Annotated in this window: 24 protein-coding genes and 2 pseudogenes; 16 read left to right on the top strand and 10 right to left on the bottom strand. The window is 31.5% G+C overall.

Going from position 1 to position 26,331, the window contains the following annotated elements:
- Positions 1–13: 13 nt before the first annotated feature.
- Positions 14–243: pseudogene (locus tag KA824_RS12865) on the top strand (hypothetical protein); the annotation flags it as partial.
- On the opposite strand, the gene KA824_RS06210 reads toward KA824_RS12865, so the two are convergent.
- Positions 229–1,392, bottom strand: coding sequence for an ArgE/DapE family deacylase (locus tag KA824_RS06210; protein WP_107384003.1), 1,164 nt, complete (start codon positions 1,390–1,392; stop codon positions 229–231). The pseudogene KA824_RS12865 and the gene KA824_RS06210 overlap by 15 nt on opposite strands.
- Positions 1,393–1,536: 144 nt before the next feature.
- Positions 1,537–1,860, bottom strand: coding sequence for a hypothetical protein (locus KA824_RS06205; protein ID WP_107384004.1), 324 nt, complete (start codon positions 1,858–1,860; stop codon positions 1,537–1,539).
- Between the two features lie 405 nt (positions 1,861–2,265).
- Between KA824_RS06205 and pgsB the strand changes: the two genes are divergently transcribed.
- The 5 genes from pgsB to KA824_RS06180 are packed head-to-tail and all read left to right on the top strand — an operon-like array spanning position 2,266 to position 6,705.
- Complete coding sequence (gene pgsB / locus KA824_RS06200) at positions 2,266–3,423, top strand: poly-gamma-glutamate synthase PgsB (RefSeq protein WP_019470028.1); 1,158 nt, start codon at positions 2,266–2,268, stop codon at positions 3,421–3,423.
- A 1-nt stretch (position 3,424) separates the two neighbouring features.
- Positions 3,425–3,877: a poly-gamma-glutamate biosynthesis protein PgsC gene (gene pgsC / locus KA824_RS06195; protein ID WP_046206761.1), complete on the top strand. Its 453-nt coding sequence runs from the start codon at positions 3,425–3,427 to the stop codon at positions 3,875–3,877.
- Positions 3,878–3,891: 14 nt separating this feature from the next.
- Positions 3,892–4,962, top strand: coding sequence for a CapA family protein (locus tag KA824_RS06190; RefSeq protein WP_107384006.1), 1,071 nt, complete (start codon positions 3,892–3,894; stop codon positions 4,960–4,962).
- Positions 4,952–5,110 (top strand): hypothetical protein, encoded by a 159-nt coding sequence (locus KA824_RS06185; protein ID WP_181187346.1) that lies wholly within the window; start codon positions 4,952–4,954, stop codon positions 5,108–5,110. Before KA824_RS06190 ends, KA824_RS06185 begins: the two co-directional genes overlap by 11 nt.
- Before the next feature lie 2 nt (positions 5,111–5,112).
- Entirely contained in the window at positions 5,113–6,705 is a 1,593-nt protein-coding gene (locus tag KA824_RS06180; protein ID WP_107384007.1) for a gamma-glutamyltransferase, read from the top strand.
- An 84-nt stretch (positions 6,706–6,789) separates the two neighbouring features.
- Here KA824_RS06180 and KA824_RS06175 read toward each other — a convergent pair whose 3' ends face one another.
- Positions 6,790–7,878 carry a YkvI family membrane protein gene (locus KA824_RS06175; RefSeq protein WP_107384008.1) on the bottom strand — a complete coding sequence of 363 codons (1,089 nt, stop codon included), beginning with the start codon at positions 7,876–7,878 and terminating at the stop codon, positions 6,790–6,792.
- Between the two features lie 17 nt (positions 7,879–7,895).
- A complete protein-coding gene (locus KA824_RS06170) occupies positions 7,896–9,233 on the bottom strand; it encodes an aspartate aminotransferase family protein (RefSeq protein WP_107384013.1) in 1,338 nt (445 codons plus the stop codon).
- A gap of 550 nt (positions 9,234–9,783) precedes the next feature.
- Between KA824_RS06170 and KA824_RS06165 the strand changes: the two genes are divergently transcribed.
- From KA824_RS06165 to KA824_RS06155, 3 genes are read left to right on the top strand one after another with little or no spacing between them, the layout of a single operon-like run.
- On the top strand, positions 9,784–10,368 hold the full coding sequence (locus KA824_RS06165) for an MptD family putative ECF transporter S component (protein ID WP_107385996.1): 585 nt from the start codon (positions 9,784–9,786) through the stop codon (positions 10,366–10,368).
- Position 10,369: 1 nt separating this feature from the next.
- Positions 10,370–11,089 carry an energy-coupling factor transporter transmembrane component T gene (locus KA824_RS06160; RefSeq protein WP_107384010.1) on the top strand — a complete coding sequence of 240 codons (720 nt, stop codon included), beginning with the start codon at positions 10,370–10,372 and terminating at the stop codon, positions 11,087–11,089.
- A gap of 9 nt (positions 11,090–11,098) precedes the next feature.
- Positions 11,099–12,559, top strand: coding sequence for an ABC transporter ATP-binding protein (locus tag KA824_RS06155; protein WP_181187347.1), 1,461 nt, complete (start codon positions 11,099–11,101; stop codon positions 12,557–12,559).
- A 19-nt stretch (positions 12,560–12,578) separates the two neighbouring features.
- Here the strand turns inward: KA824_RS06155 and KA824_RS06150 are convergent.
- The 3 genes and pseudogenes from KA824_RS06150 to KA824_RS06140 all read right to left on the bottom strand — a co-directional run.
- Positions 12,579–12,977: pseudogene (locus tag KA824_RS06150) on the bottom strand (transposase); the annotation flags it as partial.
- 317 nt (positions 12,978–13,294) lie between these two features.
- Entirely contained in the window at positions 13,295–13,924 is a 630-nt protein-coding gene (locus KA824_RS06145; protein ID WP_181187348.1) for a hypothetical protein, read from the bottom strand.
- Between the two features lie 104 nt (positions 13,925–14,028).
- Positions 14,029–15,390 carry a helix-turn-helix domain-containing protein gene (locus tag KA824_RS06140; protein WP_210123557.1) on the bottom strand — a complete coding sequence of 454 codons (1,362 nt, stop codon included), beginning with the start codon at positions 15,388–15,390 and terminating at the stop codon, positions 14,029–14,031.
- Between the two features lie 345 nt (positions 15,391–15,735).
- Here KA824_RS06140 and KA824_RS06135 point away from each other — a divergent pair, with 345 nt between their 5' ends.
- From KA824_RS06135 to KA824_RS06120, 4 genes are all read left to right on the top strand, one after another.
- Complete coding sequence (locus KA824_RS06135) at positions 15,736–16,761, top strand: LacI family DNA-binding transcriptional regulator (RefSeq protein WP_107384232.1); 1,026 nt, start codon at positions 15,736–15,738, stop codon at positions 16,759–16,761.
- A 200-nt stretch (positions 16,762–16,961) separates the two neighbouring features.
- On the top strand, positions 16,962–18,257 hold the full coding sequence (locus KA824_RS06130) for an MFS transporter (RefSeq protein ID WP_224395352.1): 1,296 nt from the start codon (positions 16,962–16,964) through the stop codon (positions 18,255–18,257).
- 16 nt (positions 18,258–18,273) lie between these two features.
- On the top strand, positions 18,274–19,758 hold the full coding sequence (gene xylB, locus KA824_RS06125; protein ID WP_181187350.1) for a xylulokinase: 1,485 nt from the start codon (positions 18,274–18,276) through the stop codon (positions 19,756–19,758).
- Between the two features lie 19 nt (positions 19,759–19,777).
- Positions 19,778–20,848, top strand: coding sequence for an NAD(P)-dependent alcohol dehydrogenase (locus KA824_RS06120; RefSeq protein WP_107384231.1), 1,071 nt, complete (start codon positions 19,778–19,780; stop codon positions 20,846–20,848).
- Positions 20,849–21,198: 350 nt separating this feature from the next.
- Here the strand turns inward: KA824_RS06120 and KA824_RS06115 are convergent, their stop codons facing one another.
- Positions 21,199–21,462, bottom strand: coding sequence for a hypothetical protein (locus KA824_RS06115; RefSeq protein ID WP_107384230.1), 264 nt, complete (start codon positions 21,460–21,462; stop codon positions 21,199–21,201).
- Positions 21,463–21,668: 206 nt separating this feature from the next.
- Here KA824_RS06115 and KA824_RS06110 point away from each other — a divergent pair, with 206 nt between their 5' ends.
- Positions 21,669–22,343: a haloacid dehalogenase type II gene (locus tag KA824_RS06110; protein ID WP_107384229.1), complete on the top strand. Its 675-nt coding sequence runs from the start codon at positions 21,669–21,671 to the stop codon at positions 22,341–22,343.
- Between the two features lie 237 nt (positions 22,344–22,580).
- On the opposite strand, the gene KA824_RS06105 is transcribed toward KA824_RS06110, so the two are convergent.
- Positions 22,581–23,750 carry an ArgE/DapE family deacylase gene (locus KA824_RS06105; protein ID WP_107384228.1) on the bottom strand — a complete coding sequence of 390 codons (1,170 nt, stop codon included), beginning with the start codon at positions 23,748–23,750 and terminating at the stop codon, positions 22,581–22,583.
- Positions 23,751–23,910: 160 nt separating this feature from the next.
- On the opposite strand from KA824_RS06105, the gene srtA reads away from it, so the two are divergent.
- Positions 23,911–24,510, top strand: coding sequence for a class A sortase SrtA (gene srtA, locus KA824_RS06100; RefSeq protein ID WP_107384227.1), 600 nt, complete (start codon positions 23,911–23,913; stop codon positions 24,508–24,510).
- Positions 24,511–24,593: 83 nt separating this feature from the next.
- Here the strand turns inward: srtA and KA824_RS06095 are convergent, their stop codons facing one another.
- Positions 24,594–25,262: an N-acetylmannosamine-6-phosphate 2-epimerase gene (locus KA824_RS06095; RefSeq protein WP_107384226.1), complete on the bottom strand. Its 669-nt coding sequence runs from the start codon at positions 25,260–25,262 to the stop codon at positions 24,594–24,596.
- A 165-nt stretch (positions 25,263–25,427) separates the two neighbouring features.
- On the opposite strand from KA824_RS06095, the gene KA824_RS06090 reads away from it, so the two are divergent.
- The gene (locus KA824_RS06090; RefSeq protein WP_107384225.1) at positions 25,428–26,225 is read left to right on the top strand and encodes a MurR/RpiR family transcriptional regulator; all 798 of its coding nucleotides are present in this window, start codon (positions 25,428–25,430) and stop codon (positions 26,223–26,225) included.
- Positions 26,226–26,331 lie beyond the last annotated feature (106 nt).

Raw genomic sequence — 26,331 nt, 5'->3', positions numbered from 1 at the left:
TTAGGAAAACAAACGGATCAAAAGCGAACTTGGCGTTGTATTAATGGCACTTGATATAAGAAAGTAGTAGATCAACGAGCTAACTATAATCAAAATAATAATGAAAAAGACAATTTCTATATTATTTCAATAGAAATTGTCTTTTTTCACTTGTCCAAGAACTTTATGTCCCATGTTCATTTGATTTTATACTATTTTATCAAAATGGTATTTATAATCGATTTACAATCATACTTCGTTTGAATTATTTAAGTAAGTAGAGAAGAAATCTGTAAATAAATCAACAAATGTCAGATATTTATCTTTTTCCACGTGTTCATCTACTTGGTGTGCTTGGCTTACAGCCCCAGGGCCATACATGATAAATGAAAAGTTTTCATCTTTGTCTACTAGTAAATCAGACGCGTCGGTAACACCAGGTGAAGCTTCAGTTGGTAATGTAGTATTTAAATATTTTTCTCCCATTTCAACAGCAAGTTCAGCTAATTGGTTTTGTCCTGTAGTATAAACAGGTGGTCTAGACATGTATGTGTCAATATCGATATCCGTTTGTTCAGTTTCGACTTGTTTTAAGATTTCGTTGAAATATGAGATGAACTGTTCGTTATCATGCTCAGGAATCGTACGAATATTAAATTCAGACTCAGCATGTTCAGGAATGGAATTCACCTGATTACCACCGTTGAAAATTGTGGCATTCATAATTGCATTGCCTAATAAATCATTACTTTTAGTGAATTTTTCAAAGCCTTCATCAGCTTTATAAACAAATTTTACTAATGGTGAAATTGCATTGAAACCAAGTTGAGGCATAGAACTGTGTGAAGCCTTGCCACGAGAAGTGACGCGAATATCCATTGATCCTTTATGTGCATAAATAATTCGATCTTGAGAAGGTTCAGCAATCACTAGTGCATCAACATCATTCATATATCCTTTATCTTGAAAAGCTTTTGCGCCTTCACCTACAATTTCTTCACCAGCAGTTGCTAGTAAACGAATTTTTCCGTGTTGTAATAAGTTTTGATCATGAATATCTATCATACTGATTACTAATGCTGCTAAACCTGATTTCATATCAGCTGAGCCACGTCCGTAAAGTTTACCATCAACTTCAGTAAGTTTGAATGGATCATACGTCCATTTACTTTCATCGCCCGCAGAGACAACATCCATATGACCGGAGATACCTAATACTGGACCATCTTTACCGATTTCAGCAACTAAATTTGCGCGACTGTCGTTAATTTTAATGATGTCGGATTTTATGTCATGTTCTGCTAATAACTTTTGCAGATATTCACAAACTTCGATTTCATTGTCATTAACTGATTTAATGCTAATCAAGTCTTCTAATATTTGAATTTTTTCTTGATCAGTAAATTTACTCATAATAAAAACCTCATTTCAGATATAATAAGAAAACTAATATCTTTATTATATCTGAAAATTCAGACGCTTTGAAATTATACCCCTTTGTAAAAAATACATAATAACTAGATTTTGAACAAATTGTCAAAAATAGGTGACAAAAAATTAAACATGGTTTTTAGATGCGTCATTATCTAAAGACCATGTTTTTATAGTGTTATATTGATTGATTGTTGGTTGAGCCACGTGTTTTGATTGCAAATGTTTAGGGATAGAGCGGTTTTCTTGTGTAGATGGTTCAGAAGGTTTTGAAGTATTGTTGGTCTCATCTACATTTTCAATATGTCTTGTATTATCTGTATCAAGTACTGCACCACGCATATCATTACCTTGGAAGCTACCTACTAAAATCATGATTAAATAACCACAAGTTATGAGTGCAACAATAATGAGATAAAGTGAAACAGTTAGCTTTACAGGTTTGCTCATGTCCATCCTCCTAAAGTATCTTTAATTCCTTTCACCCTTAAGATAACATTCGAATTTTAATAATGTGTAAATTTCAAGTAAATATTATATTTCATATTTTCAGCCTTTATTATTAATTGATGAAAAAATTTTTATAATATTTTTTACTTAAATTTTTTTATTGAAGAAAAAGGATTAACGTTGATATGAAAGTATTTCATTTAACCTTTAATATAATTTTACATTCAATTAACAGTTAATTTATAGACTTTATATAAAATCAACAACTACGTGGTAGCATGTCAGTATTGAAAGGTATAAAGATTTGTTTATACACAAAGGCCATTTTTTGTGCTAGATATTTTCACTAGATTAATGATCTTTGCACGCATTTAATAAATACGCAGATGAAAAGAGGGACAGAGTTTGCTACTAATCATAATTTGTATAGGCGTAATTCTATGGCTAGGAATTGTCGAAAAACGAAGACATTCTGACAGATTAGAAAAGATTCCTATACGTATTAATATAAATGGTATTAGAGGTAAATCAACGATTACACGCTTGATTTACAGTATTTTGCGGGAAGATAAATACCGCGTGATTGGTAAAACAACTGGTACAGATGCACGCATGATGTATTGGTTTACACCAAGAGAATATCCTGTATATAGAAAACCTCAAGGTGCAAATATAGGTGAACAACGTGATATCGTCAGAAAAGTTGTGAAGCAAAGAGCTAATGCATTAGTTAATGAGTGTATGGCAGTTAATCCAGACTATCAAATTACATTCCAAAAAGATTTAGTGAAAGCGAATATTGGCGTCATTGTTAATGTAATGGAAGATCATATGGATGTGTTAGGGCCAACGTTAGATGAGGTTGCTCAAGCATTTACAGCAACTATTCCATACAAAGGTCATCTCGTCGTAATGAAAGATGATTATACTAAATTTTTTGCTAAAGTAGCTAAACGGCGTAAAACAAAATTAATTGTTGTTGATAAGGAAGAAGTACCAGAATCATATTTACGAGAATTTGGATATATTGTCTTTCCGGATAATGTAGCAATTGCAATGGGTGTAGCTGAAGCATTAGGTATCGACAGAGATACTGCCTTAAGGGGCATGTTAAATGCACCACCTGATGTAGGTGCTGTAGAAGTTAAATACTTTAATGCAAATAATACAACTAATGTGTATGTGAATGCTTTTGCAGCAAATGAGCCACAGTCTACTAAAGCCATTTTAAATAAAGTAGAGTCATATAATTACCCATATCAAAGAATCGTGATTATCTTAAATTGTCGTTCAGACAGGGTAGATAGAACTCGACAATTTGCAGAGAATTTCATAAAAGATGTACCGTTCGATACATTAATTTGTACCGGAAAAAGTACTCAAATGGTTACGGAAGTAATGAGAGAATTACCTGATAAAAAATATTTGAATTTTGAAGGTAAAAATATAAATGAAGTTGAACGTGCGCTTTATGCAGAATCACACAATGCTTTGATTTTCTGTGTTGGTAATATTCATGGACCAGGAAAAGAAATCGCACAATATATAGAAGGGATACATTAATATGATAGGTTCAGAGTTATATTTTTCATTATTCGTGGGGATTGTTTTAAGCCTCATTTTTGCCGAGAAATTCGGTATTAGTCCTGCTGGATTAGTTGTACCAGGATATCTAGCTCTCATATTTGATCAACCAATCATGCTACTATCTGTACTAATCATTAGTTGCATTACATATTTTATTGTGAACCATGGTATTAGTCGCTTTGTCATTCTCTACGGGCGTAGGAAATTTGCTGCAATGATATTAACTGGAATGGTATTAAAATTTATATTTGACTTAATTTACCCCTTAACCCCGTTTGAGATGGTAGAAATGTCCGGTATTGGTGTCGTAATACCAGGTATCATTGCAAATACTATACAAAAACAAGGTGTTGTAATTACTTTATCTACATGTATGTTACTAACATGTATTACATACATTGTTTTATTCTTTTATAGCTTTATTAATTAGTAAGGAGCAGATATATGAAGCAATCTAAACGATTCTCTATCGATGAGCGTGTTTTGAAATGGACAAAACGCCATAAAAGAAGGAATTCCATATATACCGGCTTGATATTAATTATAGCGTTGATTTTGTTAGTATTTGTGTTGAAGCATCAGGATTTTGAGCCTGTTAAAGCTATGAATAAAGGAAAAGATGAAATTAAACTAACATATCTAGGTAATGTGGAATTAAATAGTCATACGAGAAAAAACAATATTAATGATACCTTTAGCGCCGTTGAAGACATGTTAAAAAACAGTGATTATTCAACAGCAAGTTTGAAACTAACCAAATTTTCGGATGATAGAAAAACAAATATTACTAAAAATTTAGAAAATGTAATGTTTTTAAAAGGTTTAAATATTAAAAGTTTAAATATCATAAATCAAGTCACTGATAATATTACAGCAAGAGATTTTAGTAGAGCTGTTGAAGCACAAAATGGTTATAATTTTTTAACTGGTAATGGTTCTAATCCTATTAACAGTAAAACAGTACAACAAACGGTGAAAGGTAAGAAAGTAGCAAACGTTTCCTTTACAGACGTTGAGTCTGATTACACAGATCCATTGAAAAATACTACGTCCATCAGCTTGGAACCCAATATCTATGTTCCATTAATAAAAAAATTGAAAGAAAAAAATGATTATGTAGTAGTTAATGTGGACTGGGGGATAACTGATGAAAGGTCAGTAACAACAAGACAAAAAAAATATGCACACTCTTTAGTAGATGCGGGTGCTGATGTCATCGTCGGACATAATACAGTTGTTCAGGAAATTGAAAATTATAAAGACGCTAGCATTTTTTATAGTTTAGGTAATGTCACCTCAGAAGGTTTCTTATCAAAGAATAAACAAGGCTTAGCTGTCCAACAAAATTGGAATGGTAAAAATTCTAGGTTTATGATCACCCCAATAAAAACAGTGGGTGGTAAATTGACTAAATCTACACCCAACAAAATTGAAGAAACTAAATTATTAAACAATATAAAAGGTGACAACATTAATCTTAAAAAAGAGAATGGAGGTTATATTTATGAACATTAAAGACCATTGGGTAAGTATTACAATCATTTCAGTTGTATTGATAATATTCTTACTAATTGTATTCGCTAGAGCGAATGAAGGTTTAGACCATTATGAACAAAATGAACTTAAATCTTCACACCATCAATATTTGTCTAAAGGAGCTTAGCTATGAGTATTTACAATAAAAAAACGCTCATCGTAATATTACTCCTTACTATTATCATATCCTTCACATTTTATATGATTACGAAAAAGGATAATTATAATAAAGATGATTTATATGAGAATAAAATTGCAGATCATCAACAAGACATATCGGATAAAAATTACGGTGTAGCTTCCAATAATCCGATTGCTACACGTGTTGGAGAGAAAATTTTGCAAGATGGCGGTAATGCAGTTGATGCTTCAATCGGTGTCTCATATGCGCTTGCTGTCACTGAACCACACTCATCAGGTCTAGGTGGTGGAGGTGCAATGCTGGCTTACGATGGTCAAGAAAATGTTGCGCCGAAACAATGGCAATATAAAGATATTTCTTCCTTTAATTACAAACAAAAAGATAAAATCGGTGTGCCAGGTTTCGTTCGAGGTCTTGAAGATGCACATAAAGAAGCGGGGAAAATGGATAGAAAGAAAATCATGAACTATGTTATTCCTTTAGCTGAAGAAGGTTTTGAAGTTGATTCAGAACTAGAAAGAAGTTTGAAACTATATGGTTCGGACGTAGATAGAGATTCACCTTTCTTTGAAGGAGAGCAAACAAAAAGAGAAGGTGATGTCATTAAACAACCAGCTTTAGCTAAAACATTAAAAGGTATTAGAGACAATGGTCCTAATTATTTCTATGATAAAGTTGGTAAAAGTGTCACTAAGCAAACGGATGACAAACTAACAGAAAAAGATTTTCAAAGTTATAAAACGGAGAAAAAAGAGCCAGTGAGTACAGATTACTTAAATAATAAAGTTTATGCGGCTTCAAATCCTTTAGGAGGATCATTGATGCTTCAAGGTTTAGAAATTGACGAAGCTACAAATAATCAAGCAGCTCAAGGTAATCGTCTAGATTATATTACTGGTATATTAAAATCTAGAGATTTAATGTATCGAAATAGGGATATTGTAAATGGACAAGATGAAGATTATGATGAATATCTTTCACAAGATTACTTGTTAGGTAGATTAAATGAAATTAATTTTGAAAGTAATTTTAATACCAATAACATCGATAATACAAGTACAACACACTTTGTAGTAGTTGATAAAAATGGACAATTGACAAGTACAACGAATACATTAGCAAGCTTCTTTGGTTCAGGAAAGTATATGAAAGAAGGGTTCTATATGAATAATTCATTGAGCAACTTCTCTTCTAATCCATCTAGTCCAAATTATGGTGCGAAACACAAGCAACCACGTTCATTTACTTCACCGAGCATCGTAGTTGGTCCTGATTATTATATGGGTATAGGAACGCCAGGTGGTAACAAAATTCCGACTACATTAAATGAGGTGATTATTGATTACTTACGTAACGATGGTACGCTACAAGAATCTATCAATAAACCGCGTTTTTATAACGATGGAGGCAAAATCTTTTATGAAAATGCTACTGACCAGCAAGATATAGACATTTTCAAAAGTTTAGGTTTTGAAATTGAAGAAAAACGTAATGATCCTAACTTTGGAAGTGTACAAGCTGCGCTTTATAATAAAAATGATAAAACAGTAGAAATCGGTCATGATGTGGGGAATAGATAGTCTGTTTTCAATAAACTCAATAAAAAAGTCCAAGGCACAAATTAATGTCTTGGACTTTTTTTATTGAATTTTAACGGCTGTCATTTATGTACTACGTTTATTGACGAAATTATTATATAACGTACGCACAAAAATGATAACTACAACAATTGCTCCTATATAACCTACAAATGGATATATAATGGATACTAATTCTCCAAAAGGTAATGTACCACAAATTATAAAAATAATACCTAACACAACTGTTACAGGAACGCTAAGTTTTGATGGGAAAATCTTCATAAATTCATTTTTAACTAACCAATACATTGGTGCAGTTGTAGAATAAATCCCTAATAAAATACATACTGAAAATATAAATGCTATAAACGGCGCAATCGTATTACCTAAATAAAGTACAGGAACCTCTAATTCAAATACATGATCAGAATGCACTAATAGCGCAATAATCATTACAATTACTGTTAACATCAACACAGAGCCTCCAACAATTCCAGTAATACCAGCTTCTTTTCTACTATTTGATTGTTGACCAAGTTGTGAAAAGAAGATACTGCCTGCTAAGATGTTGTAACAGAAAAATAATCCGCCAGATTGCCACCAATGTGTTGTTGGTTGTAAATTTTTAGCGCTTTCTGGTAAATAGAGCATATTAGATAAACTACCGATATTTGAGAAGAAAACAATTAAGCAAATACCAATTGTTAAGATGACAATAATCGGTCCAACGGTACCAATAATATCGACTAACTTTTGTAATCCTAAAATAACTGTAATCATTGCGACAATGCCCATACCTAGTACACCGACTAGATTTGGGAGATGGAATTGTTCTGCTACTACAGCTCCTGTACCAGCAATCATGATGACAACAATGCTAAAAATAAAAATAATTGTAAAATATTCAATCAGCGTACCCAAGATGTTGCCGCAATAATACTTAAATATTCTGCCTGGCTGTTTTAATTGAAGATCAAATCCTTTCATCATTAAGGTGGAGCCAAGTAGACAGAATAATAATGCGCTAACTAAAGCTCCGAATATACCATATATGCCAAAGGATGCAAAAAATTGCATAACTTCTTGTCCAGTTGCAAAACCAGAACCTATGAGATAAGCGATGTAAGCACCGCTAAGTTTTATAACATTTGTGAGTTTTATTTGTTGTTGCATCATTGATCCCTCCAATTTTACCAACCTTGACCAGCAATGTCGTAATTGTCTAATTTTCCAGATGCTAAATCTTCAATCGCAGATTCTAAGACATTTAATGCTGTATCAAGTTGGTTATACGTTATGACTAACGGAGGTTGGAAACGGAGTACGTTTCCAGCTACTGCAATAATAACAACACCATTATCAAAACAGCGATTGCAAATTTTTAATGCGGCTTCCGCATCACGTGTCTTATTTTCTTTATCAGAAACGATATCTATGCCGATAGATAACCCTTTACCTCTAACATCTCCAACAGCATCAAATCGTTCAATCCATGAATCCATACGGTTACGTACATACTCACCTTTATCTGTACTCGCTTGAAGTAAATTTTCATCCTCTATCATACCAATTGTAGCTAATGCCGCTTCACAGCTTACTGGATTAGCGCCAGTTGTAAATAAATGTGCTGGTGCTTCTAATGTATCCATTATTTCAGCACGACCTACAATTGCAGACATAGGCAGACCGCCTGCTAACGATTTTCCAAATGTAATCAAATCTGGTTCAATATGATAATGTGAAACTGAACTCCATTCACCAGTACGACCAAGTCCTTGTTGGATATCATCCACTGCTAATAATATGCCGTGAGCTTTACATAAATCTTGTAAAGCTTTAAAGTAACCATCGACTGGTTCCAATAATCCACCATCACCTTGTATCGTTTCAATCACGATACAAGCTACTTCATCAGCAGGTACATATTTTTCAAACATTTCTTTAAGTGGCGCAAGATATTCATCGACAGTGTTAGCGTTTGGACTACCAAACATACCTCTGTATCTATCAGGGAATGGAATATGATAGAATCCTGGTAACATTGGGCCATACTTTTTTCTCATGTTTAAACTTATGGCAGACATCGATAATGACCCATATGTAGAACCGTGATAAGCATTAACGAAACTGATGATATAAGGTCTTCCTGTATACGCTCTTGCAAGTTTAACGATGCCGTCGTTTGCATCTGAACCAGAAAGTCCGAAAAGTACACGTTTTTCATAATCCCCTGGTGCAATTTCACAGAGTTTCTTAGCAAGTTTAACTAAAGGTTCATGATACATATAAGCAGGCGTATAGTGTATGAATTTATCTACTTGTGATTTAATAGCATCTGACACTGGTTGAGGTGCATGTCCTACATTTTGTGAACTAGCACTCGCAAGTAAATCGATATATGTATTGCCATCCATATCAACAAGTGTTGCGCCATAGCCATGAGAAATAGCTAATGGATAGTATTTTATTCTTCCCGGTTTCGCAAAATACTTACTATCTTCATTGATTAATTGTGCAGCTCTCTCCATTTTCTCCATAATTTTCAATCCTCCCATGTATTACTTAATATAAGTCGGTTTAATAGTTATACAAATTAAATACACACCTTTTACTTCATATCCCGTTGTTTAAAGAGAAAGGTGTTATTAAATATTTTTCGTTTACTTCAATAATTTTTAAAAATGAAATGAAGTAGTGGTACGTATGAATATACTAAGAAAATTCGGAATTGTAAATATATTCTGAAAATTTAAAGTTGAATAACACTTAAAAAGTGTAATATGACACATATAATCTTGAGGAATGGATTGTATGATGACAAAATGTATTATCTTTGCTTTTAGAAATGACGTATTGATTTTTGTGAAAAATAAGAATAAATGAATATCTAAATGTGAAATGGAAAGTTAGTTTTTGAGAAGTTTTTCGTTTATAATATAAATAATAGGAGCTATGCAATACGATGTAATTGATAATTATTTTCAATTATAGTATCTTGAGTCTACAATGATGTTATAGCTTAGTTATGTCTACTTGTAATATTAATATTTATCGTTATGTGTAAAGAGGGAGTTTTAGATGAATAATAGTAAGATAGAAGTTAAAGATTTAATAAATATAGGACTCTTTACGGCAATATATTTTATTTTTATAGCACCTCCTGGCATTTTAGGTATTATACCTATATTCATGTTATTGCTTCCTGCAATGGTTGGTTTAGTAGGTGGCATACCTATTATATTACTGATATCAAAAGTTCGAAAATTTGGTGCATTGACGATATGCGGTACGATTGTAAGTCTTATTTTAGCTATAATGGGGCATCCATGGATTGCGTTGATATTTAGTATACCTGTTATATTAATTGCAGATGGCTTAATGGCCATGAAACACTATAAAAGCTGGAAATACAATTGTTTAGGGTATATTCTCTTTTCCTTTTGGCCTATTGGTACATTTATACCATTTTACTTTATGAGAAATTCATATTTATCTTTTATTCAAGACAAATACGGTATTGAATATCAGAATACTGTCGCCACTTTATTTTCTGTTGAAATGATACCAGTTATTATTATTACTACAATAATTGGTGCATGGATTGGCGTTTATATAGCAAAATTAATTTTAAAAAAACATTTCAAACGTACAGGTATGATTTAAAATGTATAGTCAAACTATCCCACAGACCTATTTATTAAATTTAGACCCAAGAATTAAAATTGCGTTAATCTTGATGATATCACTAGTTGCATTAACAGGTGGCGTTACAGGTGTTGAAGTGTATTTAAGAGCAATAATAATACTTGTTCCAGCATTACTATTATTATGTATTAAGAAATATACAATAGGGTTATTCATTTTGATTTTAACTGTGATAGCGTGGTATGGAGAAGCATTTGTAACGATTGGTGGTAACCAAGTTGCCACATTATTGATTTTTGTACCTTCGGGCATCATAACACGCTTTTTACCTTCACTTGCAATGGGCTATTATATTTTTAAAACTACACAAATTGAAGTGTTAATAACAGGATTAGAACGGATGAAATTATCAAGAAAAATCACGATCCCGATTGCCGTTATGTTTAGGTTTTTGCCAACAATTAGAGAAGAGTCAGCTGCTATAAAGGATGCTATGAAAATGAGAGGTATATCTTTGAAAATCGCCTTTATACATCCAATACAATATGTTGAATATCGTGTTGTCCCATTACTAAACAGTGTTGTGAAAATTGGTAACGAATTAACAATTGCTTCAATTACACGCGGTTTGAATTTAACGCATAGACGTACATCAATTATTTCCCTTAAAATTCGTTGGTTAGATTGGTTGTTATTAATATTATTACTGTTACTTTGTATCATTTATTATGTAATGTGAGGGTAGAATATGATTCAATTAAAAGATGTGTCTTTTAAATACGAAGAAAGCAAAAGCAAGATATTAAATAATATTAACCTTACTATTGAAGATGGTGAGGTTATTTGTTTAACTGGGACTTCAGGCTGTGGAAAAACTACCTTAACGAGGTTGCTTAATGGTATTATTCCTAACTTTTATAAGGGAGACATAGACGGCCAAATTTTAATAAATCATAAAGATGCACAACAGCAAGATGTTTATGAGTTAACACAACAAAGTGGCTCTGTTTTCCAAAACCCAAGGTCACAATTTTTTTGTTTGAATACGACAAGTGAACTTGCATTTGAACTTGAGAATTATGGTATATCACCCAGTCAGATTATGACACGAATCAAAGAAGCTGCTGAACAATTTAATTTTAAACACCTTTTAGATAGGGACATATTTAATTTGTCAGGTGACGAAAAACAAATGCTGGCTTGTAGTGCTATTCAAGTATATGGTCATGAATTGATTATTTTAGACGAACCTTCGTCAAATTTAGATTTTAATACCATTTTTAAAATACAACAAATGATCAAAATTTGGAAAAATGAAGGTAAAACAATTATCATTGCCGAACACCGTTTACATTATTTAACTGAAGTAGCAGATCGCTTTATTATAATGAAAGATGGGAAAATAAGTGAAATTTATGAAAACGAACAATTTAATGCTTTATCAAATAAACAATTAGCAACTCTAGGATTAAGAAACATTCATTTAGAACAATTGAATGTAAAAGCTAAACGTAATAATAAATTGGGATACTTAAATTTGCAAAATTATTATTTTAAATATAAAAGAAGACAGAAATTAGCTTTAAATATAGATGATGTCAATATTAGTAAGGGCAAAGTGACAGCGATTATTGGTCATAATGGCTCAGGTAAATCAACATTTGCACGTTGTTTAACAGGTGTCGAGAAAAAATTTAAAGGCTTTATTGATACTGGAGAAAAGAGGATAAAGACACAACAAAGCCTAGTAGATACTTATTTGGTATTTCAAGATGTTAATAATCAATTGTTTGCTGAAAGTGTGGAAGAAGAACTGAGGTTGAGTAATCCAACTTTAGATGATGAGACAATAAAGCGATGTTTGCAAAACTACAATATATCTGAACATTTTGATAGACATCCTTTATCGCTATCTGGAGGAGAGAAGCAGCGTTTAGCTATTGCTAGCGCAGTAGAAACGAAACGAGATATTCTGATTTTTGATGAGCCTTCTAGCGGTCTAGATGGTCATCATATGCGTGAAATGAGTACAATCATTAATAAATTAGCAAATGAAGGGCATACTGTGTTAGTTATAACTCATGATTATGAAATGTTACTTTCATGTGCAGATGAAGTGCTTCATTTGGAAAAAGGTAAAGTTAAAAAACAATATGAGATTAATGAAGATACTGTTGGATATTTGCAATCATTTTTTAATATCGTTTAAAAAATAAAAAATTTAAATATTATAAATGAGTAAACGAGTTCGGGATATAAATGTATCTGACTAAACAGAAAACGATAATTTCTATTGAAATATGTAGAAATTTGTTGTTTTCTTTATTTTTCTTAAATTTAATGCCATTAGGACAAATCCTAATTCTCTTTTGCCTTTCTCTATCCCTCGAACTGGCATTCGAGTGAAACCCAAAATAGCCTTCATGAATCCAAAAACTGGTTCTACATCAATTTTTCTTTGACTGTAGATTTTTTTAGTCTCTGGTTCTGAAAGCTGTTGATTAATTTGAGATTTAAAATATTCCCAATTAAAATGCTTCATTATCTTCTTATTCGTTTTTGAACTATTTTTTCATACATAAATTTTTAAGTGGACATTTTAAACAATCATCACATTCGTATAATTTGAGTCATGTTATAATCTTTATACATAAGGCACCTCGTTAATTTGGTTTAGTAGTGTTTATTAAATTATACGAAAGGGCCTTATTTTTTGAATAAAAATGCAAATTGTACTGATTTTGTAACGTGCTGACGCCCGGGGGAATAGTATGAGTGAGAGACTACAGGCTCGAGCCATACCCCAGGCAAGCATGCACGGTCAAAATCGGAAGATTTTAAATATAAAGAGGACAAATCCATTGTTAAGGATTTGCCCACTTATTTTGAGAATGGGGATTTATGTCACAGTCTCTTTTACTTTGCTTTCGAATCATTTTGTTCATCAAGAGTGAATCGGAAACATGATATATTTTATTTCTGATTCTGAAACTTTAATCGTCAATAAATTATGATAACTATGCATCGTTAACTTAGAAAGAGGAATATTTGCATTGTTGATTTGTTCGAGAATTTTGGAATCAATATAACTTAAGTCAAGATTATTTGGGATTAACTGTGATATGAGACCGTGATTTTCATTAAGTACTCGAGTGTAAACTGGAAAATCGGTGATGTAATTATGAACGATATTTGCAACCAGGTCAGATTTTTGTGTTGAATAATTTAAAGTATTAAATAATAGTATGTGAAAGTGGTGCTTAGATTTTCCAATTAAACCGTAAGGCAATTTAGCGATATGCAAATTAAAAAAAGGTTTTAATAAACTGAAAACGTGAACAATTGGCATCGTACTACAATTATGGTTAACCAACATAAATTGGTCATCATCTTCAGAAAAATATGGAAATGCAAAGCCACCAATTAATGTTTGGAATTCAGTTAATAAATGCATAAGTAAAATATGTGGTGATACGGACATTGCTTTATAGTAATGTTTTAAATTAGAGTGCGTGACATTATTAAAAATTATCTTTTTAGCAATAGATGGATGTAATTGGTTTAAAAATAGCATGATGAGCTGACGGGTATCAAAAGTATTATCAGAGTTGAACCAATTTTTTGATAGTATGCTTTTTAGTAAGTAGCAATCAGTATCAATAAAATAATAATCTGCATTCAATGTACCAATATTTTTTGGAACCTTGCAAAATTCCCACTATTTTCTAGGATGTATCTAACATTTACCGCACATTTCAAAGTGGGAAATTGTTGTTTAAAGTTTTCAATTAATCTTTGATCATTTTTAAACGTTTTATGATTTGTCTCAACAAGCAAACTAACATTTGAAATATTATCATTAAGTAGTGTTAATAAATTTAATATTTTGATGATTTGATAATCAATTGTTTGCGAAAAAGGCGGGTTGTCAACTTTTAAAGTTATTTCAAAACCTTTGATAAGCAATTGCTTGATCGCTTCAAAGACGTTGTGATAATCTAATTTGTTTAAATCATCGAAATTAGTGTGAAGTAAAATTAAATTTGGCTTTGAAATTAGCGATAGTATTTTAATTGAAAAATTTGAGCGATTAAATGAAATTAACTTATGTAAATCTTCAAATGTGATAAAAGTACGTGTCACATTAAATTTGTGAGTATACTTCAGTTTATCCAAAACGATTTGATTAGACGAAATATGTTGATTATGAGAAAAGTTATACATTTTGTTGATAATCTTAGTTAAGTTAGATGTGCTTAAAGAAACTTGGTACGGTGAATTCAAATCATTTTTCCTGAATTGATGAATATAGTATTTTGGTGGCATTTTTACATAAAATTTGAAGTTTTTAGAATATGTACTAACGTTAGTGTAACTATATTTTAATGCGACATCGTAAATACTTTGTTCCTTTTCTAATAAATCAAATAGGGATAATGCAATTTTAAGAGAACTTGTATATTGTTTGAAATTCATATTTAATATTTTGGAAAATAAAATAGATATATACGATTGTGATATATAAAAAGCTTTAGACACTTGCTTTGTAGTTAAAGGTTCATTGATATGTTTATGTATGTATTGAGTCAGACGTTGAACTAAAGGATGCTTGGTATACAAAGTTGGTAGATATTGATCATCTAAATGGACTTTTGCTTCTTTAAGTAAAAATTCAATAATATTTGATATATAAAGATGCATGTATTTTCGATTTTGAATGTGATTATGTAATTTTTGCAAAATTAAGTTACGAAATTGCTCTATATATTTAACTTGTTTGATATCAAAAAAGGCGTTAACGATGGATTTATCCTTTTCTATAAATAAAGGGAGTGGTATTTTAAGTTCTATTAGATTTTCAATATCAATATATTGATATAAATCTGCATTATTAATTATACAAGCATGGGCAATGGTTATCATCGATCCATTTAAATTTATTTTACACGACTTATTTATAGGAATTAAGATAATGATTTCATTTATGCATCTCGCTAATTCAGTCATATAATGATTTTTTATTGATAGAGAACTTATCACAAAGATCACCTTTACTTTATTATGTGACACTCACAATTAAATTATTAACGTTATTGTACAACTGACGCATACAAAATAGTTAGGTTACAAATAAAGTTTATTAAAATGATAGTAAGAATTAATAATTCGTATTTTGAATATAAGGGTAAATTGCAAAATCTTTATTTTGGAAAATAAAACACCCTTTGAAGTAATAAAATGATTAGTGTCCATTCAAATTACGCGATAATGAAAAATTTCCAAAATTTATGATAGCGTTTGCATTTATTATTATAAATATATATAATGAATTTAGCTGACAAGAATATGTCGAAACAAATAACTTAAACGTTTAAGGTGGGGGATATGGTAAAAAACAAACCTACACTACATGATGTAGCAAAAGTTGCTGATGTATCTATTGCGACCGTTTCCAATGTTTTAAATAACAAAAGTACTGAATTAGGAAAAAAGACGAGGCAAAGAGTATTAGATGCAATTGATAAACTGCACTATGAACCAAACCAATTTGCAAGAAGTTTAAAAACTGGACAATCTAATTTAATTGTTTTCATTGTACCTGATCAAAATCCCTTTTTCACAGAAATACTGACAGAATTAAATAACGAATGTCAAAAACATCAATTACATGTAGCTGTTGTGTCGTCAGAGGAAAATGAACTAAAGCAACAAGCCTTAATAGAAACGTTTATCGCACAAAATGTAAGCGCTATTATATTAGTGCCTGTAAAATCTAAATTGAAGTTAAAGAAAGAGTGGAAGCAAACACCTATCTTGACAATAGATAGAAAAATAGATGGCGCAGATTTACCTTCTATAAGCGTAGATAACAAAAAAGCAGCGTTTAATGCAACTCAAAGAATTATTGATAGTACCTGTAAAAATATAGGGTTATTGTTAGCAAATCCTGATATTAGCACAACCTCAGAGAGAAAATTGGGTTATGAACAAGCGTTGAAGAAAAATAATATAAAGTTAGATGAACAAATTATTTATTATAGTAATCAGCAACTGGGCACGGATGCGCAAATTGATAGCGGCTATCATGCGACGAAATCATTAATTAATAAACATGTTCAAGCCATTGTGGCAACTAATCATTTATTGTTATTAGGTGCGTTACAAGCAATAAAAGAGAGTGGCAAAAAAATCTCTAAAGATGTAATTATAATTGGTTTTGATGATAGTTATTGGAATGAAATTTATACTCCGAAATTATCAGTCATTTCACAACCTACAAAAGAGATAGGTCGTGTCGCTGGAGAAATGATCAATCATCTAATTCAAGGGGAAAATGTTTCTTCGGTAAAACTAGATACGAAATTAATTATCCGTGAATCATGTTCATTTGCTGAGGATAAGACATTATGATTAAAACTTGAAAACATATTCTTAATCTAATAGCTGTTGATGCTTGTTATGGTTATATACAGTTGAAAAGCTATAGTTATATAGATTATTTAAGCAAGACGGGTTTTTAAAATCATTTGATTTTAATCCCGTTAACTTAATCACTAAAACTTAAACGTTTAAGTTTATTTTAATCATTTTTTAAATAAGGGGGAAATATTTTGGATAACGTTACAATTTCTAAAGATAGTCCAAAAACATGGATGGGTATTCCGAAAATTATTTTTATTGCACTTATAGCTATATTTATTTTTATGACAGGAGATGGTATTGAACAGGCATTTTTATCAAAAAATATTGTTGATATCGGCTTTTCTAGTGGTCAGGCTTCTTTAGTTTTTACAGTTTATGGTGTGATGGTAGTTGTGGGGTCATGGCTAGCGGCTGTTTTATCTGATGTTTACGGTCCTAGGAAAATAATGGCTTTAGGAACGGTGATATGGCTGATTTTCCATGTGCTTTTTTTACTGTTTGGAATAGGAATGGAAAATTTACCCATGATGTTAGTGTTATACGGTATTAGAGGATTGGGTTATCCTTTGTTTTTATATGGTTTCTTAGTATGGGTGACCTATATTACTGATAAAGCAAGACTAGCCACAGCAATAGGTTGGTTTTGGGCAATGTTCTCAGTAGGTATGGGAGTAATTGGTACTTATTTGCCTAGTTTCACTATTCCATTTATAGGTTTTAATGGAACATTATGGATGTCTTTAATATGGATTTTTATCGGCGGTTTAATCGCATTTATAGTTGTAGGAAAACGCGATGTAAAACCGAATATAACGCTTTCAGTTAAACAAAGATATACTAAAGTATTAAAAGATATCGGCGTCGTGTATAAAAATCCAGACATTATTAAAGTTTTTATCGTACGTATCATCAATCAATTATCATTATTTGGGTTAGTTATTATCTTCCCAGTATTATTTACGGAAACTATTGGTTTTTCAATGCAACAATGGTTATGGACATGGGGGACAATGCATGTGACATGTATCGTTGGAGATGTAGTTTGGGGTATTATCGCTGATAAAATTGGTTGGAAACGCCAAGTAATGTTATTCGGTTGTATTGGTTGTGGCATCACGACATTATTATTCTATTACTTACCAATTCTAAGTGGTGATGTGTTTGCAATCGCAATTTTATGTGCAGTATTATTTGGTATCACTCAATCAGCATTTGTTCCTATTTTTGCGATTTTTACAGCCTTAGAGCCCGATCATATTGGTGCTACACTTTCTTCACATAATCTTGCGGCAGGATTGAGTAATTTTATTGCACCATTAATTGCTACGCTTATTTTACCATTATTTAATGAAGTGGGCGTTGTATGGGCTTTTGCAATTTGTTATTTCGTAGGTGCAGCAATCACTTATTATATTAAAGTTCACCAACCTGGCTTTGGAGACGATAAAGTTAGAACATTAAACACACAAGTTGAAAATTATTAAGAAAGGGAGAGGTAAAGTGGAAAATGTTGTACTTGGTGTAGATTTAGGTACGAGTTCAGTGAAAATTATCGCTGTGAATAAATGTGGTCATGTTATTGAACAGTCAAGTATTCCTTTGAAATTGAGTCAACCATATGCTGGTTATAATGAACAGGATCCTGAATCGTGGGTTGATACAGTAAAAGAAGGTATAAAAAAATTGATAAATAAAGATGCAATGGCAAATATACGTATTAGCGGTCTTTCATTTTCTGGACAAATGCACGGTTTAGTACCATTGGATAAATCATACAAACCTATTAGAAATGCAATATTATGGAATGACACTAGAACTACTAAACAATGCGAAGAACTAGAAAATAAATTTGGAAAAACGCTTTTAAATAATCCTATACTCGAAGGTTTTACATTACCTAAACTTTTATGGATGAAACAGAATGAGCCGGATTATTGGCAACAATTATCTGTGTTTTTGCTGCCTAAAGATTATGTACGCTATCGATTAACAGGTCATATTGCTATGGAATATAGTGATGCAGCAGGTACGCTTCTCTTCAATCCTAAAACAAATAACTGGGAAAAAGAAATAGGTGATAAGTTGAGCTTTGGTGATATATATCCACCGTTAGTACAGTCGCATAGCTACGTCGGTAACGTTACAGAAATTGTAAAAAATGAACTTGACATTACCGAAGATATTGCTGTTTTTGCAGGTGGCGCAGATAACGCATGTGGTGCACTAGGTTCTGGTGTTATAAAAGAAGGTCAAACGTTATGTAGTATAGGAACTTCAGGTGTGATTTTATCGTGTACTTCAAACAATGAAGTAGATTATGGCCACAATATTCATTTCTTTAAACATGCCATGCCTAATATGTCATATGCAATGGGCGTTACGTTAAGTGCAGGTCATAGTTTAAATTGGTTAAAAGAAATGCTTTTTAAAGCATATTCTTTTGATGAAATCTTGAATTTTGCTGAGAAATCTACAATTGGAGCAAATGGGTTATTGTTTTCACCATATATTCAAGGAGAGCGGACACCACATGGTGATGCATATATTAGAGGAAGTTTTATTGGCATAAATAGTAATACAGAAGAAGCGGATTTTGCACGAGCTACAGTCGAAGGTATTACTTATTCACTGTATGAATCTATTGTATATATGAGAGAAAACGGTAGGCAAATTGATGAAATTATTTCAATTGGTGGAGGTGCAAAAAACAGATTTTGGTTACAAATGCAAGCCGATATTTTCAATACTCAAGTCACTGCATTGAAATATGAAGAAGGACCAGGTGTAGGTGCAGCGATGCTCGCTGCATATGGTTTAGGCTGGTTCAATACAATGGAAGCTTGTGCTAAAACATTTATAGCATTAGGAGAGACATATAAACCTAATAAAGAAAATCATAAAAAATATAAGCAGTATTTTGAAGTTTATAAGAATATATACGCACAGACAAAAACGATGACAGAGAGCTTATTAAAGATTAATTAACTTTTAGGAGGAATTTAAAATGAGTAATAATATTCCAGAAACAATGAATATTTCAATATTAAATAAACCATTTGAGATGGAACTTAAAGAAGTAGATGTACCTAAGTTAGGACCGACAGATGTTTTAGTAAAAGTGAAGGCAGTAGGTGTTTGTGGTTCAGATGTTCATTATTATGAACACGGTCGTGTAGGAGAATTTGTAGTTGAAAAACCACTAATTTTAGGACATGAATGTTCGGGAATTGTTGCTGATATTGGTCCAGAAGTAACAAATTTTAAACCTGGAGATAGAGTTGCTATTGAACCTGGTGTTCCATGTGGAGAGTGTGAATACTGTAAATCTGGTAAATATAACTTATGTCCAGACGTTAAGTTTTTAGCCACACCTCCTATTGACGGCGCTTTTAGTCAATATATAAGTCATCCTGAAGGGTTTCTATTTCATATTCCTGATGCGTTATCATATGAAGAAGCAACATTAAATGAACCATTCTCAGTCGGTGTACAAGCATGTAAACGTGCGAACGTTCAACCAGGTTCTACAGTAGTAATTATGGGCATGGGCCCAGTGGGGTTGATGGCTGTCGTAGCAGCAAAAGCTTTTGGAGCTACAAAAATTATCGTGTCAGATCTTGAACGAATAAGATTGGATGAAGCATTAGAACTCGGTGCAACACATGCTATAAATATTAAAGAAGAGGATGTTATAACTCGTATCAATGAAATAACAAATCATAGAGGTGTAGATTATGCTTTTGAAACTGCAGGCAATCCTACTGCACTACAAAATGCATTAGCGGCCTTGAACAATGGAGGAACTTTAGCAATAGTTGGCTTGCCTCAACAAGAAAACATTGAATTAAATATACCGTTTATTGCTAATCATGAAATCAATGTTGTAGGTATTTTTAGATATGCTAATACTTATCCAATGGGCATTGAAATGTTATCTTCAACTGCAGCAAATTTAAATACAATGTTTACCGATTCATATGATTTAGAAAATGCACAAGAGGCTATGGAAAGAGCGAGAACAAACAAAAGTGGTTCATTAAAAGTTATGGTTTATCCTAATGGAAAATTAAAGTAAGCGCATTATAAGAAGATCTAAAATCACTGCCTGAAAGTGATTTTAGATCTCTTTTCAAATGAGCAATTTTTGCACATTTGTTGAGAATGCAGTGCGATATCATTTGTGTTAATGGGTGCATAAAGTTTAATTCTGGGAATGGAATATAACTATGATGATAGATGGCAATAAAAGCCTAGAGATATAGCATGAAACATTCTCTTAGAATATTATATAACTTAAAATGTATTGTTACAATATAAAATTCATAAAAATTAAAATAGTTAGATGATACGCGTTATAAATAAAAAATAGTTACTTTACTGTAATAATATAAAATTGAGCTTTGAATGATTGAATAACAATGATATTTACTTTTCTTTTTGATAAAGTTCAAATGCTTTGTACAGAAATAATAGGAAAGAGATGATTAAAAACAAAGTGAATAAACCATTGAAAATAGGATTGCTAAAAAATTGAAAAATGGTAATAGCGCTCAATGATTCTAAAAATACTGAACCGGTTGTTTGTATTTGTAAGAAGTCAAATGAAAATAAAATTAAAGTAATCATCAACATATAACCTGTGGCGATAAAAAAGAGGTTTAATAAATCTAATAGAAACATTCTTCTCATAACAACCAGCCTCCCTTCTTACTGTTCTATAACCGTTTTGTAGTATAATAAAGCTATAATTAAAAAATTTACAAAAAATTAATAAATGATAGAATGCATCACCTTTCAATGACCTTTATCATTTTACAAAAATGATAAGAAACTGTTTGACTTTGTTGAAACGTGATAAAGAATAGTAAATGTGTGTTTTGAATAGGAGGTTTAAAATGTATAAAGCAATTATTTTTGATGTTTATGGAACACTTTTTGACATGTCCTCTTTAAAAAAAGGTATGACCCAATTTGATGATGAACAAGCAACATCTATTTCTAAACTGTGGAGAAAAACGCAATTAAATCACATGTTTTTAAAACAAATTATGCAACGATATATCCCATTTGATGAATTAACAAAAGAAGCTTTACGTTACACAATGGATGAGCACAAAATAAAATATGATCGAGAAGATATAAATCGTTTGTTTGATGCTTTTTTAAATTTAGAATATTTTCACGAAGTACCTAAAGTACTTGCCCAGCTGAACAGCATGAATATCAATGTAGGCATACTATCCAATGGAAACGATAATATGCTTAGACCATTGATTGATAACTCTGAATTAAGTGAAGATATCAATACGGTTATGAGTGTTAATGAAATTAAGCAATATAAACCAAGCCCTGCAAGTTATGCATTGATTTTGAAATATAATCATTTGAAAAGAGAAGAAATATTGTTTGTTTCTTCTAATTCTTGGGATGTAACTGGAGCAACAAATTTTGGCTTTGATACGGTTTGGGTGAATAGACAAAAAGAACATTTTGATTATAATGGACAGAATCCTACAATAACAGTTAATAATTTAAATGAATTAATTAATTGGTTAGAGATGAAAAAATAAATATTCATGTTCATCCATAATGATTACAAGAAACCAAAAGTCTTAGTGACTTGGATGAAAAGATGGCGTACACGCTCGGATTATCATACATCATATTTCAAGCAAGCATGCTACGGTCAAATTTGTCTAAAAGGACGAATCCACTTCATATGGATTCGTCCTTTATTTGAGTATGAGGTTTATATTTTAGCCTTTACTTATTGAGCTCATGGTAGTTACATTATGTGTTTTGTTATTTTATTTAGAAGTATTTAAATATTGTGGTAATAATTGGCTATATAAATCTATAAAAGCTAGATAAGTATCTTTATAAACATATTCATCAACTTGATGTGCTTGGCCAGTTTCGCCTGGACCATACATTACAAATGAGAAACGTTCATCTTTATCCTTCATTAAATATGATGCGTCTGTAGTTGCAGTAGAAGAAGTTACTTCTAGGTTTCTATCAAAATAAGAATCACCTAAAGATTTAGCCAATTTTAAGAATTCATTATCCCCTTTAGTATATACAGGGTCACGATTTACATAAGGATTAACAGTAATATCAGCGTCACTTTCTTGTTTAACTTGATCTTTTATACTGTTAAATAGTGCTTCAAATTTATTATTATCGTAATCTGGTATAGTACGCATATTAAACAATGATTCAGCATAAGCTGGTATTGAGTTGACTTGATCACCACCGGAGATAATTGTTGAATTCATTGTTGGGGTACCGAGTAATTCACTTTTAACATCTACTTTGTTATAAGCTTTGTTTAAATAATGAATAAAATCAACCAAAGGATTAATTGCATTATAACCTAATTCAGGCATTGAGCTGTGTGAAGATTTACCTTTGGATATAACTTGAATATCCATTGTACCTTTATGTGTATAAACAATGCCATCTTGTGAAGGTTCTGCAATTAATAAAGCTTCGACGTCATCCATATAACCTTTTTCATGTAATAAAGCAGCGCCATCACTCGTTACTTCTTCTCCAGCAGTCGCCATAAATCTGATTGTACCTTGATTTAATGTACCAGCTTCTTTAATTTCTATTAAACTAATTGCTAAAGCAGCTAATCCAGATTTCATATCTGCAGCGCCACGTCCATGTAATCTACCTTGATCATCTTCTGTGAGCTTAAATGGATCATAATTCCATAAATTTTCATCACCCGTAGTGACAACATCCATATGTCCTGAAACACCAACAACAGGTTTGCCATCACCAATTTCTGCCACTAAGTTAGCTCTCGTAGTTTCACCTTCAAGTTTTTCAATGTTGGTTTGAATTCCGTATTTATTAAATAAATCCTGTAAATAATGTGCGACATCAAGTTCATTTTCATTCACAGATTGAATTTCAATAATGTCAGATAATATTTTTACACGTTCATCATCTGAAAATACTGACATACAAACACATCCTTTATATATATTGAATACTTTAGTATCTACCACATTATGAAATTTTTAAAACTATAAAAGGTTTTATGGAGAAATTAACGTTGTTAGATAATGAGTTGTGCTATACTTACAATGAATATTTTGATTTAGAAAAAGGAGTATTCGTTACATGAAAAAATGGGGAAGTAGGCTTGTCACACTAATTGGTGTAGCACTCATCATAATAGCGATTTATTTATTTATAAAACCAAAAATTGATAATTACTTTGCACAAAAAGACAATGAAAATAAAATAGAACATTATGACAAACAATCTAAAACCTCTGAAAATGAGAAAGTAGAAATACCTAAAGATAAGACAAAAATGGCAGGATATTTATCAATCCCTGATGCAGATATTAAAACACCTGTTTATCCAGGACCTGCCACGCCCAAACAATTAGATAGAGGCGTAAGTTTTGTGGAATCAAACGAAACATTAGAGGATCAAAATATCGCAATTGCAGGTCATACATTAACGGGTCATTCGGATTATCAGTTTTCTAAGTTACCTGAAACAAAAAAAGGAAGTAAAGTTTATTTTAAAGTTGGAGATGAACGAAGAACGTATAAGATTACTAAAATTTATGATGTGAAACCAGATGAAGTCGAAGTGCTAGATGAACAAGCATCGAATAAGAAGCAGTTAACATTAATTACATGTGATAATTACAATGAGCAAACAGGTGAGTGGGAAGATAGAAAAATATTTGTTGCCGAGGAACTATAGCATACTAAATAAAAAATTATATAAAAACCCATATTCATTAACCATGTAGGAACCATGTATTTGAATACGGGTTTTTTAAATTATTAATTTTCAATTGCTTGAATAAATCTTTTAGTGATTTCTTTAGGGCGTGTAATCGCACCGCCGACGACTGTACAGTGAACATTTAATTCTGTAACTTGTTTAAACATTTCAGGTGTGATGACATTTCCTTCAGCTATGACTTTCGCATGAACATGTGATAGCACATCTTTTAAAAATTGGAAATTATCTTCATACAAAATATGTCCTTTTGTATAACCAGTATAGCCACGAAGGGTAGTTCCTATGTAATCAAAACCTAATTTATCAGCATATTGTGCTTCTTCAAGTGTAGAAATATCAGCCATGATTTCTATATTTGGTGCATGCTGACGTATATATGAAACAAGTTCTTTAAGTGATTCTTTAGGACGTGCTTGCTTTGTGGCATCAAGAGCAATGACTTCACATTTACTTTCTAGTAATTCATCGACTTCTTTACGTGTTGCAGTGATAAAAACATCAGAATTTGCATAATCTCTTTTTACAATACCGATGACAGGTAAATTCACTTCTTGTTTTATAGCAATAATATCTTCTTTAGAATTTGCTCTAATGCCTACAGCCCCACCTTCGTATGCAGCTAAAGCCATTTTTGACATGATAAAAGATGAATGTAATGGCTCATTTTCCAAGGCTTGACATGAGACAATTAATCCTTGTGGTAACATAATTATACACTCCGTAACTTTAGTAGATTTAATAAAATACTTTATTATCTAATAGATTTATATTTTTAATATAACACCAAGAAAATAATAATCAATATATTTCATTGTTATGAAAAACATTTTCATTTATAATATAGCTAATATTGGGATGGGAGGATGCACAAAATGAAATTCGAAAATCGCGTTCAACGTTATCATCATTTATTTACCAAAACAGATAAACAAATCGTAGCATATATTCAAAACAATGACTTTGACGACACATTTTCAACAATTAATTCATTAGCATATGCGATTGGTACTTCACCTGCAACAATCACAAGGTTTAGTAATAAATTAAATTACGAGAACTTTCAAGATTTGAAGTTTAATTTACAGCAAGAAATGTCAGAAAGAGTAATAGAAAATAGTCCATTAATTCAACGTATTCATAAATATCATCAAAATATTATTCAACAAACAGGAGAATTTATTTCTGATGAAAAAATTCAAAGTTTTGTAAACCAAATTATTCGTAGTCGGCAAATTATTTATGCAGGACTTGGTAGTTCTGGATTATCAGCTACTGAATTTTACTATCGTATGATGAGAATGGGGTTGAAAGGGAATGTGTCTACAGATGCACATCAAATGAAAATATTTGCTTCTTTATTATCAACTTCCGATACATTTGTTGCAATTTCAAATAGTGGCGAAACTACAGAGCTTATCGCTGCAGCTAAAGTTGCACATGAACGTGGTGCATATGTCGTAGTGATAACAAATTATGAAGGAAGTCCAATTACAGCGTGTGCGGATTTAGTGCTTATTACTACTGATCAATCTAGGAATAAAGACACCCAATTTATCAATACTCAAATAGCTACATTATTTTTAATAGATATCGTCAGTTACTTATTATTGGACGATACGTATATGCATAATGTATATCAACATACTAAAAAAGTAGTATTAAATGAATAGAATCATTGTGAAAATAAATATTTTTGATTAAAACATAAACGCCAAATTCTATTGGGATAATTTAGAATTTGGCGTTTTTTATAGTTTTGCCTTTTAAAACGGAGTA

The sequence above is a fragment of the Staphylococcus sp. GDY8P198P genome (assembly GCF_017891615.1).
In the GTDB taxonomy this organism is placed as follows: Bacteria; Bacillota; Bacilli; order Staphylococcales; family Staphylococcaceae; genus Staphylococcus; species Staphylococcus cohnii.
Note: the sequence above shows the minus strand (reverse complement) of the source record. Positions and strands in the feature narration are given on the sequence as shown.

Coding starts and splice junctions, on each gene's coding strand:
- KA824_RS06210 (WP_107384003.1), bottom strand. CDS start 1,392: ATGAGTAAATTTACTGATCAAGAAAAAATTCAAATATTAGAAGACTTG.
- KA824_RS06205 (WP_107384004.1), bottom strand. CDS start 1,860: ATGAGCAAACCTGTAAAGCTAACTGTTTCACTTTATCTCATTATTGTT.
- pgsC (WP_046206761.1), top strand. CDS start 3,425: ATGATAGGTTCAGAGTTATATTTTTCATTATTCGTGGGGATTGTTTTA.
- KA824_RS06190 (WP_107384006.1), top strand. CDS start 3,892: ATGAAGCAATCTAAACGATTCTCTATCGATGAGCGTGTTTTGAAATGG.
- KA824_RS06185 (WP_181187346.1), top strand. CDS start 4,952: ATGAACATTAAAGACCATTGGGTAAGTATTACAATCATTTCAGTTGTA.
- KA824_RS06180 (WP_107384007.1), top strand. CDS start 5,113: ATGAGTATTTACAATAAAAAAACGCTCATCGTAATATTACTCCTTACT.
- KA824_RS06175 (WP_107384008.1), bottom strand. CDS start 7,878: ATGCAACAACAAATAAAACTCACAAATGTTATAAAACTTAGCGGTGCT.
- KA824_RS06170 (WP_107384013.1), bottom strand. CDS start 9,233: ATGGAGAGAGCTGCACAATTAATCAATGAAGATAGTAAGTATTTTGCG.
- KA824_RS06165 (WP_107385996.1), top strand. CDS start 9,784: ATGAATAATAGTAAGATAGAAGTTAAAGATTTAATAAATATAGGACTC.
- KA824_RS06160 (WP_107384010.1), top strand. CDS start 10,370: ATGTATAGTCAAACTATCCCACAGACCTATTTATTAAATTTAGACCCA.
- KA824_RS06155 (WP_181187347.1), top strand. CDS start 11,099: ATGATTCAATTAAAAGATGTGTCTTTTAAATACGAAGAAAGCAAAAGC.
- KA824_RS06145 (WP_181187348.1), bottom strand. CDS start 13,924: ATGCTATTTTTAAACCAATTACATCCATCTATTGCTAAAAAGATAATT.
- KA824_RS06135 (WP_107384232.1), top strand. CDS start 15,736: ATGGTAAAAAACAAACCTACACTACATGATGTAGCAAAAGTTGCTGAT.
- KA824_RS06120 (WP_107384231.1), top strand. CDS start 19,778: ATGAGTAATAATATTCCAGAAACAATGAATATTTCAATATTAAATAAA.
- KA824_RS06115 (WP_107384230.1), bottom strand. CDS start 21,462: ATGAGAAGAATGTTTCTATTAGATTTATTAAACCTCTTTTTTATCGCC.
- KA824_RS06110 (WP_107384229.1), top strand. CDS start 21,669: ATGTATAAAGCAATTATTTTTGATGTTTATGGAACACTTTTTGACATG.
- KA824_RS06105 (WP_107384228.1), bottom strand. CDS start 23,750: ATGTCAGTATTTTCAGATGATGAACGTGTAAAAATATTATCTGACATT.
- srtA (WP_107384227.1), top strand. CDS start 23,911: ATGAAAAAATGGGGAAGTAGGCTTGTCACACTAATTGGTGTAGCACTC.
- KA824_RS06095 (WP_107384226.1), bottom strand. CDS start 25,262: ATGTTACCACAAGGATTAATTGTCTCATGTCAAGCCTTGGAAAATGAG.
- KA824_RS06090 (WP_107384225.1), top strand. CDS start 25,428: ATGAAATTCGAAAATCGCGTTCAACGTTATCATCATTTATTTACCAAA.